Origin of the sequence: Pedobacter duraquae, from assembly GCF_004362245.1 — a bacterium.
Lineage (GTDB): Bacteria > Bacteroidota > Bacteroidia > Sphingobacteriales > Sphingobacteriaceae > Pedobacter > Pedobacter duraquae.
In genome coordinates, this window is record NZ_SNWM01000002.1 from 55,526 (window position 1) to 70,172 (window position 14,647).

The window sequence follows — 14,647 nt, forward strand, 5'->3', positions numbered from 1 at the left end:
AAACAAAATAAACTTTGTAAGTTGCTAAAAATGTGCAAATAAATCACACACGGTTAAAAGCAGGTCTATTGCTATATATAGTTGATTATTTTAATAAAAACTTCGGTTCGGTTAAGAAATATTTTTAATTTATAGAAATATCGTTATATTAGTCTAAGCATTTCGCTACTTCTAACCAAATCTGTATGAACAAGATAACGCCTCCTCCCTTCTCTTGGACCGTCAAAGGCCTCTTTACGCACATTTTTTTTTGTACAGTCGAGCGCATGATAATTTATCATAATAAGGTCTAGAAAACCTGTATCGATCGACATGCCCATCTCAATTTATCAAGTCGTAAATAATTTCTCAATCCGTTTTAAATGAAAAGTAATATTTCATATGTTTTACAACACCTTGTAAATGTTCTGAAGGTTAAGGTAACGACCAGCACAATTCTGGCAGAAGTACATGGACATCCTAATTTCCCAAGTATCTCAACGATCAGTTATGTCTTGGATAAATGGAAGATGCCAAACGGAGCTTATAAGGTCAACACAGCCGACTTATCTGAAATCCCTTGTCCATTCATTGCCCAACTCTATAGCAGAAATGGAGAATTTGTTTTAGTACAATCGGTATCTTCTGAACATATTGCGGTAAGCAATGATCAATATGTACATCATTCATTTACAATTCAGGAGTTTGACGAAATGTTTTCGGGAAATATTCTTTTAGCGCAATCAGATGAATATTCTGGCGAAGCCGCATTTGCTAAAAAAGTTCTATTACAGAGAATTCAGACACTTAAATTACCATTTTTTATATCCTCAATAATATGTTTTTTAATTTTCCAGATTGGTGGTGATAGAGATGTTCATTTCTCATATCTAGCATTGATTGTTTTGAAAAGCATGGGATTAATCATCTCTTGTATCTTACTTCTCCATCAAATAGATTCCAAGAATCCATGGATAAAGAAAGTTTGTGCTCAAAACGATGTTATTGATTGTGATACAATTTTAACATCAAAAGCATCAAGAGTTTTTGATTTTTTAAGTTGGTCAGAAGTCGGTTTTTTTTATTTCGCGGGCTCATGTCTCCTTTTGATTTTTCCAAAAGGTGAGAACATAAATCGAATACTTTTTTGGCTCACGCTATTTTGCCTGCCATACACGTTCTATTCTATATATTTTCAAGCGCTGATTGCTAGGAAATGGTGTGTGTTCTGCTGCGCTATCCAACTAATATTCTGGTTAGAGTTTGTAGCAATGTGCACAACCGACCTATTTCAGCCATTTGCTCCAAATATATCTAGCTTGGTATACGCAATGGCGATCTTTTCTCTGCCAATCTCCTTCTGGATTGTTTTCAAGCCCATTCTTATAGCATCAACAGAACTCCCAGCGATAAAAATGCAAATGATTCAGTCGAAATATGACGACGACTACTTTTGGCATCTCATAAGCAAGCAAGCAAAATATGGTCTTCTAAGCGATAAAAAATCTTTTATAATCGGTGATCCCAAACTTGAACACACTGTAACTATGGTTGCTAATTTGACCTGCCCCCCATGTGCTAATGCTTATACAAAGTTGATTGATGTTTATCGATCGTCAGAAAGTTTTAAAATTCAATTTATTTTTGGTGCTGGTAAGAAAGATGATTTAAAGATTCAATTGGCTGCGCATTTAATGTCAATGTGTCGTTCGTATTCTGACGAAGAAATCCTTGATGCTTTGGGAAATTGGTATAAACATGTCGAAAAGGGATACAATCGGTGGAGTAAAAATTATCCCGCAGAAATAACTACATCAGATTACGAGCACGTTAATCTTCAATATTACTGGTCTGAGATCGCCAATGTTACCCATACTCCGGCCTTCTATATCAATGGCAGCCCATTGCCTACCACCTACCACGTTGAAGAATTGACCTATTTCCTGTAATAAAAATCCAACTTTGTTATGAAGATAAAAGCTCTTATACTATTTTCCTTGATCATGCTCTCCGTAAAATTAGGAGCACAAACATCATCCGGAAATACAATCTTACAGGATATTGAACTCTACAATAAACAAGTTTCACCAGAAAAAGTCTATGTGCAATCAGACAATGTGTATTACGCAACCGGCGATACAATTTGGTTTAAAGGATATGTAGTTTATGCTAAAAACAACGTTCCAGCAGAAAACAGTAAGATCCTTCAACTCGATCTTGTAGATCTCCTTGGACAAGTTAAAATGCGCGTGACTGTGCCGATCGAACTCGGATTGGCAGCCGGAACCCTTGTGGTACCTGGAAACTTACCTAGTGCCAATTATTTACTAAGAGCTTACACTAAACATATCAAAAATACTGACCAGAGGTTAACTTTCCAGAAAGTTTTGCGCGTAATTAACACTAATGATAGGTCAGCTGCAAGCATAGCTAATGTCGATGATTATCAAACAAATTTGGATTCAACAAGTACTGGTCTAGATGTTGAGTTTTATCCGGAAAGTGGAGAGCTTGTAAATGGATTAAGGGCAACTGTCGCCTTTCGGGCAAGATATAGTCACAGAAGAAATATACGAATCAAAGGCAATATTGTGAACAATTTGAATCATATCATGGCAAAATTTGAATCAGACTCCAATGGAATTGGTTCCTTTGAGTTCACTCCTCTGTCAAGTACAATATATTTTGCAGAAATAGTCTCTGGTAATCAAACTTTAAGAAAACGGGTCCTAAGTACTATAAAAAATGAAGGCTATGTCATACACGTTGAACTTCACAATCCCGATACTCTAAATGTTATTCTACAAACCACAAAACGTCTAATGAATAAAGATGAAGTAGTTCTTTTACCTCTAAACAATGGAGTTCCTTTGTTTGTATTCAAGACTAATTTTCCAGATAGTGTTGTCAGTCTAGCGATCCCTAAGGCAAAATTACCTGAGGGATTAATTCAGTTTACACTATTCAACTCGACAAAAAATCCGGTGACCAGCAGACTGGTTTATAATAGGATCGAGACGGCTTTAGATATCAAAATTCCGGGTTTGAAGAAAATTTACACAACCAGGGAACCGGTACAATTGGAAATTGCTGTCACGGACAAATATGGAAAACCTACGCTTGGGAACTTTTCTGTCTCTGCCATTAACTCAAGTTTCTTTCCTGTAGATGAGAATACTAAATTAACAATAAACAGTAATCTTTTGCTCAGCTCTAACGTCTTAAACTATGTAAAAAATGCAAATTATTATTTTGCTGACGCTAACGCCGATAAAGATTTGAAGCTCAACCAATTACTTATAATGGAAAAATTACGTTTGCCAGATTGGACGTCAAACGTAATTCACTCATTGAAAAGCTTTAATGAGAACCATTTTCAACTGAAAGGGCAAATCGTTTCAAAATCTAAAGATCCTGTTTCTGGCGCCGCAGTCACTATTCTAGCTGGAGAGCTCAGCAAAGGCGTGCTTTTGGATACCATTACTGACAGCCGTGGGCACTTTATTTTTAACTTACCAGATAGTCTTATATATAAACCATTAAGGTTGGATATCAGTAAAAAGATAGGAGATTTTGAAGTATTGACTGAGAATAATGAAATTGACCAAATCGTTTCAACAAATCACCTTAAAGAATTTGCAGATTATTTCTCCGTAACGGATGAATCTAATTTCAAGGCAATTGCAAGCGAAAGATCGCTGATCAATCAAAACGCCGCCAAGACCATTCATTTGAATGAAGTAAAGGTATCAGGCGCCAGGCCAGTTCAAAAGCTACCTAAAGAATCCAGATCTTTGAATCTGAATGGCCCAGGTCAAGCGGATCAAATTTTTACTTCAGATTTCCTATCCAAACTGTCGAACTGGAGTCAAGTATTTCCAATGCTGATAGGTTTCAATAAAGACTTACATCTCATATCCAATGCGGGTACGAATGCTCCACCGCTTTTGATTCTTGTTGATGGTGTTCAAGGAATGAGCCTCGAAGGAATCAACTTAAGCGATGTTGAGAGCATAGAAGTGTTAAGATCAATAGATCACATAGGAATTTACGGAATAAGAGGCTCGGGTGGAGTGATGATTGTGACAACAAAGCTGCCTGGTAAAACGAAAATGGCACAAAGCAGAGGTAAAATAATTCAGCCTCTTTTTTCAATACCAAAGCAGTTCTTCGTCCCGCAATATGCGAAAGCTGAAATCAACTCAATGCATGATTTAAGAACAACGGTCTTTTGGAGTCCAAATCTTACCACTGGCATTGACGGGAAAGCTACTTTCAATTACGTTAACGGGGATTTACCTGGTAACTATACTATAACTATCGAGGGGATTACTCCGAAAGGTGAGGTATTTAGTAAAGTTTTTAAATATGAAGTTGTGAAAAACAACTAACTAAAATATTGTTTCGCGGACAATAAGTTTCCTGTCTTTAGGAAAACAGGGCAAGGTTTGGTCTCCCTTTAAAGGGACTAAAAATTTTAAAACTGATTTATATGAAAAGTTTTCAATTAAAAATTGGTGGCATTAAAGAAATGCTAAGTAAAGATCAAATGAAAAAAATCACTGGTGGTTACACGGGTTGCGAAAATCAATGGTACAACGGAGTTGATGCATGTCATGGTACAACTAATCCAGATCCATCATCGTGGGGAGGAAACCTACTGAGGTGCTATTCGGCAGAATGTGGAACATATTATGTCTGCGCATCAATTTCTTCTAGTGATTGCCAATTAGTATAATAATAGGAAGTGCATTCCGGGTGCACTTTCTATTTAACAATTCATAATGATGTCTCAATAATTCAGCAGCTAATGATGACTAAACACAAAATTTCATTTTGTACGGTATCGATGAATCGACTGCATCATTTGAAATTAACTTTACAAAAAAACATTCTCGACAATATCGGTTATAAAAATCTAGAATTTGTTCTTTTAGACTATAGCTCTACAGATGACATAGCAGAATGGGTGAAAACTGAATTAAACGAGTATTCGCAAACTGGTCTCTTGAAATTTTATCAGCATGCTGGAGCAGAGCTTTTTGATCGAAGTCACTCCAGAAATATGGCCTTTCGCTTAGCCTCAGGAGAAATTCTTTGTAATGTTGACGCTGATAACTTTTTAGGCGCTGGCTTTGCAAATTATATAAATAAGATTTTCACAAAAAACGACGGATCAGGTGAGTCTAACTTTTTTTTAACCCCGGAATATACTTACCGGGATGTAATTGGGAGACTGGTTATCAAAAAAAGTGATTTCGAATCATCCAAAGGATATAACGAATCAATGAAAGGTTATGGTTTTGAAGATTTGGAACTATATGATAGGCTCTGTAAAGATAAGTTTAGTCAAATTAAATTTAGCGAACAAAAGTTTTTAACTGCCATCAATCATTCCAATAGCGAGCGTTTTACAAACGAATTTATAGGAAGAAATTGCTTAAGTATTTATTTATCCTATAAAGATCCTTCAAAGACAGAAATTTTATATCTCTTTAAAGATGGTTTTTTAGAGTGGGGTACACTTTATGACACTGATGATGACCTAGAACAAATTTCAACAAAGATGGGATCAGAAAAGATACTTCTCATCCAAGGTTGGAAAAAATGTAGTTGGACGCATTCACCAAACATTTTCCAAGTAACAGACGATAATTTAAAAATTATAAATTTCAACGTAATTGAAGATGGGTTGATATTACATCAGTGTTCCGAAGAAGCAATATATTATAAAGTGACCTCCGATAATTTGTCCGACCAATTGAAACTATTAAAATGTGAGATAGACAACCGCGAAATATGGAAAAAGAATATTAATCTCGGTGAGGAAAAAATAAACTTAAACGGATTTGGAAATGGAACAGTTACCAGAAATTTTGGAGAGAAGGTAATTACGCTATCATCATGGTGAGAAAAATAATAACATACTCTATCTATTATAATTCAATGAAATGGGGCGAATTATTTAATTGCATACATAATCTGATTAAAGCTTTCGAAGATCTACCCTACCACATATTCATTATCCCGGAAAAAGGCGAAGGGGTTAGATTAGTTTTATTCCCTGACAAATCTATTCATAAAGCCGTTAATGATTTCACAAGAAATTCCATAAAAAAATATCTTAAAAAAACCCCAACGAGTACACCTCCTTCTAATATAGAATTTGGTAAGACGCTATGGATGAATTATCCAAATAATTCATTGTATGAAAACAACTTCAAATTCCATTTCAATGTCCACAATGAGTTCCACGAAAAGGATAAATTCCTATTTAATTATTCCCAAATACTGAGTACCTGGATCCTCAAAAACCCGTTTCAAAAGGAAGACCTATTAAGTGTTTTTTTGCAACTAATTATCACAATATCAAAGTTACATGATCAACGATCTGTCTGCCTTTCCATACAAGACATTATAAACAAAATCTTCCTTAAGCATGAACTAATGCAGGATTTAACAATCGCAGAGCAAATCCGCAGCCATGCTTGTGCTGACCTAGTCTTTAATTTTGAAAGTATTTTGGAATTGAATGCGATAAATGCAAGTGAAAAAACTTACGACACAAGTACGTGGGAATTTTTTCAACGCGTCTCAAATCTGCTTATTGTAAAACCGCAGGGTAGATCAAACTTTGTCGAATTGATAATGCACACCATTTTACATTTGGGATTAGATTATCGAGGGCAATTGTATGTGCTATATCTTGTTCAAGAATTTTTTATTAAGACCTGTAAATAAGGGCTTAACATTTGGTAATTAATAATCATCCATATCATGACATTCAATAGCGACAAGCACATTTGTGGAGTATCGGTACTCCGTGACGAAGAAAAGTTTTTAGATGAATGGTTAGTATATCATAAACGCTTAGGAATTAACCATTTTTTTCTTTTTGACAATGATCAAAAACAAAATTTAGGACTCTATCTACAACCCCACCATACGTATACAACCGTCATTCCATGGTTTGATTCTAATGCCGAAAAAACTCAGATACAAGCATTTAGAATTGCTTTAAAAGATTACATTAATGAATTTGAATGGGTAATTTTCTTTGATGTGGACGAATTTGTTGTACTGCAGAGCGATCGCAATTTAAAATATTTTTTATCTCGGTACCCAAATGCTACGGCTGTATCATTGAACTGGCATATTTTTGGACATAATGGTATGATAGAGGATCCTGAGAGATTGATTACCTCCAGTCTGGTAAAAAGAATGAGAAATATGAGCTCCGAAGTGAAAACGTTCACGAAAGTTGCTGCCATCTCATCAATCCAGTATCCACATTATTGCGAACTCAAATTTGGGTTACGTATTAATAGCAGTGGCGAAGAATGCTCAAACACCATTTCTAAGATTTCAATTGCTAATATTAATCATTATCAATGTCGTTCGTATAACAGATGGATCAAACGTGCCGATCGGGGGGACGTAAATTTCCGGAAAGAGAATTGTCCGAATAGCGAATCTTGGCGACTAGATAAAGGACTTTTACAGAATAGATTTATTAAAGAGATCGCCAGAGGTCATAACGAAGTTATTGACAACCGACTTAAGCGGTTCCGATTTATACTTTTGAAAGAAATAAATAAACTGAAGAGATTAAAACCTGAAATTTCATCTCATTTAGATGAGGAAACATTAATTCAAATTAGAGCTTTTCTAAACAACTTCGCTAAGTGGCTTATGGAAAACGTCGGAGATTTTTGCATAAGCAAACCTTTCGAATTCAAAATATCATGCTTAATATTTTTCATCAAATTCAAATCTTGTTTTAAAAACAAATCAGTCAATGCCTCAACGGATTTACTTTTTAAAAGTCTGATAACTGAAATGGATTCTGAAGCTGAAAATCACCTTTTTTCTCAAGCATTTCAATTTGGAAATACTATAGAATATTTTGTAAAAAATTCTATGTTAAAAAAGGATACAAATAAATACCTGAGGGATATTGATACACTTGCTGAATTTCAGGTTTTAATGTATGAAAATGGCAAAAAGCCCAAGCCAAAATTGTTTCTACAACAGCTTATATATCACCTATCGCGTTTAAGCAACCCAGTAAATGACTATTGGCATGATCAGGAGAGAATCAATCAAACATCGCTGGACAGTCTATGTTTAATGGACAAAGATTTAGATTTTTCTAGTCAGGATTATTTGTTCTTGCTTGAGTTTCTAGCGACTACAAATAATAATAACAGAAGCGCAGTCTTTGACACATACATTCAAAAATTCGTTCTTTCTAGACTGGATACAGCAATATCGGAGGTTATTAATCTTCCACATCCTAAGCTAAATTATTTAAAAATATTAACTTTTTTATACAAAATAGCATGCCGAGTCAGCTCAATTAAGTTAGATGAAGCCATCTCCTCAATAGAGGAAAAAGTTATCAAAATGAGAAGAGTACAAAATTTTTCGGATGATAACAATACTGCACTGTGGTGTAATTTTTATCTAACGCGTTACTTTGTTCATACCGAAGATCAACACAATTCCATGCTAAATTTCGCCTTATCAGTCGATCGTCTTGTTACTACTAAATCTTTTCTGCACCCGAAGTGTTCAAATGAAGATACTACTGATATTATAGATTTATCAATAGAGTTTTTGGATATTTTATAATGATATGCACTCCATTTTTTCAACAAAGTTTTCTCGGTCGAAAGCCTAAAATAAAATCCCTGAACTTTTCAAAGTAATGTTCTAACATTTATTTAAAATTTCGTCCATTATGAAAAGTTTCTTTTGCAACGTCTTCTCTCACCTGTGTTCGTTTATTTTGAGTAGGATATGGTGCAGATTTCTCATCAGCGCGGGATAAGGTTAAAACTGGAAGATCTTCCTGAGGCTGTTGAACAAGCTTGCCAAGCATCTTAGTCAGATCAAAACACTTCTTTACTATTACATGCACCACCTTGCCTTCCCGCTGCAATTTACCTTCAACCATGAGTAGCCTTGAATGCAGAATCTCCCTCCTATAGGTTTCAAATAACTTTTCAAACACTACCAAATTGGTAAAACCAGTCTCATCCTCTATAGTTATAAAACAGACGCCCCCCGCAGTACCGGGCCGCTGCCTAACCAATACCAGCCCTGCAACTTTTACAGACTGACCATTTACTGCGTCATTGTTTGTCGCTTTGGTTGAGAGAATGCGCAGCATATCCAGTTGGTCACGGATAAAGCTCACTGGATGCGCCTTTAATGAAAGTCCAATCGTGGCATAGTCAGTAATCAGCATCAAAAAACAAAAAAACCGCCTTCAAATTGCTTTGTAAGACGGTTTTTAAGGTGTGAGCCATGATGGGCTCGAACCCCTTCTGCAACTCACTATACTACAATTGTTTATACGCTTACCATAATAGGGACGCCACGAATTACGCAACCTCATTTGAAAATTTATAATTCATACAAATTAGGCAACATCATTGCCTGCTTATACTATAAATCTTAATTTAAGAACTGTATTTCATTAGTCACCAAATTACGGAATTTACTGGAATTTTAAAAGATTAAAATCCAGTATATAATATTTATGCCCTATTTTCTTCATCCAACTTATCTCGTCTTATATTTTTATTATAGTGAATAATGCAATTTTTTGCCCACTTACGTACTTTGGGTATTCTATGATCTGATAAATCCCCTGCCATTTTTATTACTTTTAAATAATAGTTTTCTGAAGAGCCAACCATTCCAAAACTCCCTAAATTAGAAGCAATTTCATCAAGAAACTTTTGGTCCTCTCCAAATTCATCAATCATAGAAAGTGCAAAGTCAGTCCAAGTATCTTCACCAAATAAAGGCATCATATAGGCTATTCGGTATGCGCCTTTGGGATTGTTCTCTATACACCATTTTATTATTTCGGTTTGGTCACCATTAAAAAGAATTCCAGAATATCCAAACACCCCATTTTTTACTCCAAGAAGAGTCTTCAAATTTAAAAATGAAATTGTATCTGATAATAATCCTTCGGAAGACCTTAACCAGAATATTTTGAAATACTGCGTACATAAAATTTCTGCTATTTCTCTTAAAGACTCTTCAAAATATGGAAATCCTTCTTTGTATGATGCACTAACTATTTGATTAGAGATATTCTCAGCAAACTCTAAATCTCCAGTATTGTCTAATAGTTTTTTCATTGCCAGGTACCAGCCATAGTCCTCAACGTGCGGTGCAAAATCAAAATCATTTAAAACATTATAGTCAGTCATTATAGAACGAATAAAATCTCTCGTTGTTAACCACTTATCGTCATCATCATAATAATATTGAGTAATCAATAGAAAAGCAGTCCAAACGCCTTCTTTTCCATATGAGGCTATTTTTTCACAAAGCTGGAGCACATCCTTATTATCAAATTGATCTAAAAATTTCCCATACTGAAAGCTTTGGAAGCTATTTATGTTTACTTCTTTATTGTCTACTAAATCAAAAAGTTTAAAAACCTCATCTTTGGAAGGATTTATTAATCTTATAATATGAAATATATGCTTTATGGCTCCTTTATTAGAAAGCATATCATCAATAACTTTACGCTGCATTTCGACAGAGAGTTGAGATATAATGCCAGCTAAAAAAGATGGGTTCTGATCTGGTTCAGGTATCTCAGCTAATTGACTTAGGATTTTTGGTAATAAAATTTCTATGTAAGTTGAACTTGCCAGTGAAACGCCAAAATTGAAAGCTTGTCGTTGCTCACCTTCCAACAAAATTTTTAAATATGGTATTAGCAATGTTGGTTCATTAACAAATTCTAATGCATACAATTTAGCCTTAGTTTGATTATCCTCCTCTCTATTATCCCCCTTACGATATCCCCATTCCGGTGTTACAACAATTAGTTTAAGCTTACTTCCGATATTCAATGGGCGGAGTTTTTGTAAAAGCTCTTCAGCAATAACACGATCTTTTTCGCCTAGCTTATCCCAATCAACCGTCCTCTTTAAGTTATTAATTGCATCAATCCACAAGTTTTCATCAACAGATAATATTTTTTCTATACTTTTTTTAATGACCATCCCTTGGCCATTTTCGAACATTGACCTTATTGAAGATGCCACAGCTGATTTAACAGAGTCAATTAAAGACTTATCCTCCTCTAATGCTAAGGTAAAAACCTCTAAAATTTCTTCCCAGTATTCAAAAATCTCTTTCCAAGTTCCTGGTTGGTAATCTTTTAGCGGACTACTCAGTCCTTGATTCTCTGCCCCAATTGTACGGTGAAATCCGCTAGACTTCAACCCATGTTTACCAGCTAAAATTGCAATCTCATTGACTTCACGATCACTTTGTTTAAGGCCCCATTTTATAACCTCAGTTCTCATTTTTAAATTTGCTTCGGTTCCTGCAAGTTGAATATGAAAGAGTTGCAGTAATTGTCCTGTTGCATTGTTTGCAAAAGTCTCATTCTCCGCAGCAGCAAGCCTCATTAGCATCTTCACCGAACTATTAAATGTAGTAGCTCTAAATGTTAATTTTTCTAACGCCCATATAATATTTCTTCGTCCAGAGCGCACTTTCTCTTTGAGTTCCTGTATCGAAAATTCCTCATAAGTATATGACAGCGCATCTGCGGTAGCTATAGGATTCACTACTACTACAGAGCGAAAGAGGCGTGAACCCAATTCAGTATTTAAAACTTCCGCTGTTGAAAAAGGGCCACTAGGTCCCCATGCTTTTGAGACTATATTTTTTGCACGATCGCTTTGATCCATATTACTTAATCTATCCATCATTGGAATTAAAAGTTCTGACTCTTTCAATTCTTGCAGAACCGTGTAAACAAAATCAAATGATGTTTCTTCCCACCATTCTGCAGCCAAGGTGGCAGCAATTGGCTCAGGAATAACTGAGTGGTAATATCCTCTCTTCTCAAGTAATGACCTTTTATCTCGATACTTTGTACAAAACTTGTAAAAAGCTGATTTGGTTTGAGGAATTTTAGCTATTTGGGTATATATTAAAACGTTTTGCAACTCAAGCTTTTTCCTTTCTCTATCAAAGATTATATCGTCTATTTTATCGTCATAAAAACCAAATTCAGTAAACACTGAACAAGCTTTAAATAGATCATATTCAGCAGCATCTATATTATCAGGAAAAAGGAATTTATTGACAAAATCTTTTGGCAATGTATTTAGGACTACTTGTGAACTATTATTTTTTATCGCATCGTCTATAAATGAAACCATCTCTGGAAAACCCTCCGAGATTTCAACGAAATGCTTAACCTCGCTTTCGCTTAATCCTGGAAAGCAATTTCTAAACATCATTAGAACAACTTCTCCCTGTCCTTTCCTATCTAAAACTATATATTCATTCTTTAAATTTTCATTGCTATCATTTATAGTTATCATTTTAAGTCCAGAGGCTACTCGAATTAGTGGACTGTAATTATTGTGCCATTCATCTGAACAATTATCTATGACTATAATACCTTCAAGATGACCATGGTTTAGGATAAAGGTTGTTAGGTCAGTTGGTGATGCGATAGCTAAGTCAATATACACAACTGAACTACTCAATACTTCAGCTAGCTGACTATTGGAAGGATTAAAGCTTTCCAGAACAAACCTGGTTTTGCCTAAACCCTTATGTCCAATTACCCTTGCTATGCCTTTCTTATGCAAAGCGTCAAACAATAATTGCGTATTACTTTTTAAGCTAGTACTTTCCTGATATTCATATTTCTTTTGCTTCCGAAAGATCTTGTTCCAATCGGACCATACACTGAAAGTTCCAAGCCTTTGTATTCCTTTAAAACTCTGAACGAGGATTATTGAAGAGAGATGTTCGTTGCACCATCTTGAAATTTGATTTGCATCTAGTATTCTAACTTTTATGGCGTCTGTGTCAGCAATACCAGATTCATTAAAAGCTCTTTTAATTGCCTTAATTCTTAAGTCAATGGAGGTTGGAACAAGTTCGTCGGTGGTGAAAAGTATGTATTCACCTGCTTTATCTAAACATTCTTTTATTTTTGGCTGAAGCTCTTTCTTCCCCTTCTGGCCTCTTTTTCTTGGAATAATTACCTCCTTATAACAATCATCTGGGCTCATTTTACTCGCTTTTGACTGAAACACTGTAACAGGATTTTTAATCCATTGAGAGCCAACAAGCCTATTATCAGCTATAGATATATCCAGAGCTATTTTAGCATCCTCACCACCATCCTTCACGGTTAGCGCCTTGGGAACTGAAAGGCTGTTAATTTCCGATGGCAAATAAACTTTCGAGGTTTCTAATGAAAGTAGTTTTTCAAGAAGATCTATTAATTGATCTGGCTTTAGACCAGAAATGTCTTTTGGAGAAAGTGCGTTAATTTTCATATATTAAAAATATATTTTTTTCTAAAAACATAAGCGCTAATTACTATAAATGCAATATAAATAACTGTTATTGCGAAAAATATAATATCATTATATGTTTATTGCGATACCATTTTAGAGTAAATTTACTCAATTCATTTTCTACAGGGTAATGCAATTTTAACAATTTAGGAAAATTTTGATTGTAGTTGTTTCATAGTAAAGAATTATTTTACTTGCCAATGGAACTGAAAAAAATAGATCCGTCCAAAATTATCACATCATGAATATAGTATTAGATACCAATATCTTCCAAAAAAATTTTAGCTTAAAGACAAGTAAGTTCGACGCCTTAATATCATATCTTAGGAAAACTGATGATAAATTATTTGTTCCATTTATAGTTGGTCAAGAATTAATTAGAAATTATAAGGGTACTACCGATAAAGCTTTTGGTGAGTTAGAGGTAGTGGAACGTTCTTTAAAAAGATGCATAATTAATGAACAACTGGAAAATATAGCAAACACATTATATTCTTTTAAAAAATACAATTCTGAAAATATAGACAAAAATTCGATTGAATACTTAAATTACATAAAATCAACTATTAAAAATGTCATTATTCAAGAGGAATTACCTTCTTTGGATTTTAATAGGGTCGTTATGAAAGGTTTGAATAAGCAAAAGCCCTTCAAAGCGTCTGGTGAAGGCATGAAAGATGCTATACTTTGGGAGAGTATAATAGATCATTGTAAAATCAACAAGCTAGAGAGAATTATTTTCATTTCTGAAAATTCACATGATTTTGGTAGAGAAAGATTAGAATCCAGTCTATTAGATCAAATGAAGGAAGACGGCCTTACAATAATTTATTATAATAGTTTACAATCTTTCATTGAAAACGAATTTGCAACTGTTAAAGACATTGAATTTAAAATAAGTGATATTGATCTCCAAACTCTGAAAATACTACTTGATACTATGATTTTTAGGCAAGTTGACCTTAAAAACTTTTACAATAAACATTCTACCTCAGATAATATCTATAAAGACTTTCAAGGCATTTTTGATTTTGAAGTCAGTCAAATAAACGATTTCATAGTCAAGGATATAAATTCGGATTTTAAACTTGTTAACGCACAGGTTACATGTAAAGTAGGTATGGTGGTACTGCATGAATCTTATTCACCTCAAATAGATTCTAGTGGGGATTATGACATCAATTACTCACTGGATTATGAAGTATTACCGACTTTGATCAATCTTGATTTAACATTAAAATTAATTAATGACAAATTTGAGGATCTACAACTTAATTCAGCATTAATTGCTGAATAAT

9 protein-coding genes are annotated in these 14,647 nt (G+C 34.5%); 7 read left to right on the forward strand and 2 right to left on the reverse strand.

Translation table 11 applies throughout. The features are described 5' to 3' along the window. Window positions 1-362 precede the first annotated feature (362 nt). From CLV32_RS06370 to CLV32_RS06395, 6 genes are all read left to right on the forward strand, one after another. Window positions 363-1,928, forward strand: a complete 1,566-nt coding sequence (locus CLV32_RS06370) for a vitamin K epoxide reductase family protein (protein WP_133553648.1) — start codon at window positions 363-365, stop codon at window positions 1,926-1,928. Window positions 1,929-1,946: 18 nt separating this feature from the next. Further along, the gene (locus CLV32_RS06375) at window positions 1,947-4,370 is read left to right on the forward strand and encodes a SusC/RagA family TonB-linked outer membrane protein (RefSeq protein WP_133553650.1); all 2,424 of its coding nucleotides are present in this window, start codon (window positions 1,947-1,949) and stop codon (window positions 4,368-4,370) included. 101 nt (window positions 4,371-4,471) lie between these two features. Continuing rightward, a complete protein-coding gene (locus CLV32_RS06380) occupies window positions 4,472-4,717 on the forward strand; it encodes a hypothetical protein (protein WP_133553652.1) in 246 nt (81 codons plus the stop codon). 72 nt (window positions 4,718-4,789) lie between these two features. After that, on the forward strand, window positions 4,790-5,890 hold the full coding sequence (locus tag CLV32_RS06385; protein ID WP_133553654.1) for a glycosyltransferase family 2 protein: 1,101 nt from the start codon (window positions 4,790-4,792) through the stop codon (window positions 5,888-5,890). A gap of 35 nt (window positions 5,891-5,925) precedes the next feature. Further along, on the forward strand, window positions 5,926-6,720 hold the full coding sequence (locus tag CLV32_RS06390) for a hypothetical protein (protein WP_133553656.1): 795 nt from the start codon (window positions 5,926-5,928) through the stop codon (window positions 6,718-6,720). Between the two features lie 36 nt (window positions 6,721-6,756). Continuing rightward, window positions 6,757-8,613, forward strand: a complete 1,857-nt coding sequence (locus CLV32_RS06395) for a glycosyltransferase family 2 protein (RefSeq protein WP_133553658.1) — start codon at window positions 6,757-6,759, stop codon at window positions 8,611-8,613. 88 nt (window positions 8,614-8,701) lie between these two features. Here the strand turns inward: CLV32_RS06395 and CLV32_RS06400 are convergent, their stop codons facing one another. Beyond that, complete coding sequence (locus tag CLV32_RS06400; protein ID WP_133553660.1) at window positions 8,702-9,232, reverse strand: OB-fold nucleic acid binding domain-containing protein; 531 nt, start codon at window positions 9,230-9,232, stop codon at window positions 8,702-8,704. Window positions 9,233-9,524: 292 nt separating this feature from the next. Next, window positions 9,525-13,328 carry a hypothetical protein gene (locus CLV32_RS06405; RefSeq protein ID WP_133553662.1) on the reverse strand — a complete coding sequence of 1,268 codons (3,804 nt, stop codon included), beginning with the start codon at window positions 13,326-13,328 and terminating at the stop codon, window positions 9,525-9,527. A gap of 262 nt (window positions 13,329-13,590) precedes the next feature. On the opposite strand from CLV32_RS06405, the gene CLV32_RS06410 reads away from it, so the two are divergent. Then, window positions 13,591-14,646, forward strand: coding sequence for a PIN domain-containing protein (locus CLV32_RS06410; protein ID WP_133553664.1), 1,056 nt, complete (start codon window positions 13,591-13,593; stop codon window positions 14,644-14,646). Window position 14,647: the final 1 nt, after the last annotated feature.

Bases quoted from the DNA above. Each gene is read 5' to 3' on its own strand.
- CLV32_RS06370 (WP_133553648.1), top strand. From the start codon at position 363: ATGAAAAGTAATATTTCATATGTTTTACAACACCTTGTAAATGTTCTG.
- CLV32_RS06375 (WP_133553650.1), top strand. From the start codon at position 1,947: ATGAAGATAAAAGCTCTTATACTATTTTCCTTGATCATGCTCTCCGTA.
- CLV32_RS06380 (WP_133553652.1), top strand. From the start codon at position 4,472: ATGAAAAGTTTTCAATTAAAAATTGGTGGCATTAAAGAAATGCTAAGT.
- CLV32_RS06385 (WP_133553654.1), top strand. From the start codon at position 4,790: ATGATGACTAAACACAAAATTTCATTTTGTACGGTATCGATGAATCGA.
- CLV32_RS06390 (WP_133553656.1), top strand. From the start codon at position 5,926: ATGAAATGGGGCGAATTATTTAATTGCATACATAATCTGATTAAAGCT.
- CLV32_RS06395 (WP_133553658.1), top strand. From the start codon at position 6,757: ATGACATTCAATAGCGACAAGCACATTTGTGGAGTATCGGTACTCCGT.
- CLV32_RS06400 (WP_133553660.1), bottom strand. From the start codon at position 9,232: ATGCTGATTACTGACTATGCCACGATTGGACTTTCATTAAAGGCGCAT.
- CLV32_RS06405 (WP_133553662.1), bottom strand. From the start codon at position 13,328: ATGAAAATTAACGCACTTTCTCCAAAAGACATTTCTGGTCTAAAGCCA.
- CLV32_RS06410 (WP_133553664.1), top strand. From the start codon at position 13,591: ATGAATATAGTATTAGATACCAATATCTTCCAAAAAAATTTTAGCTTA.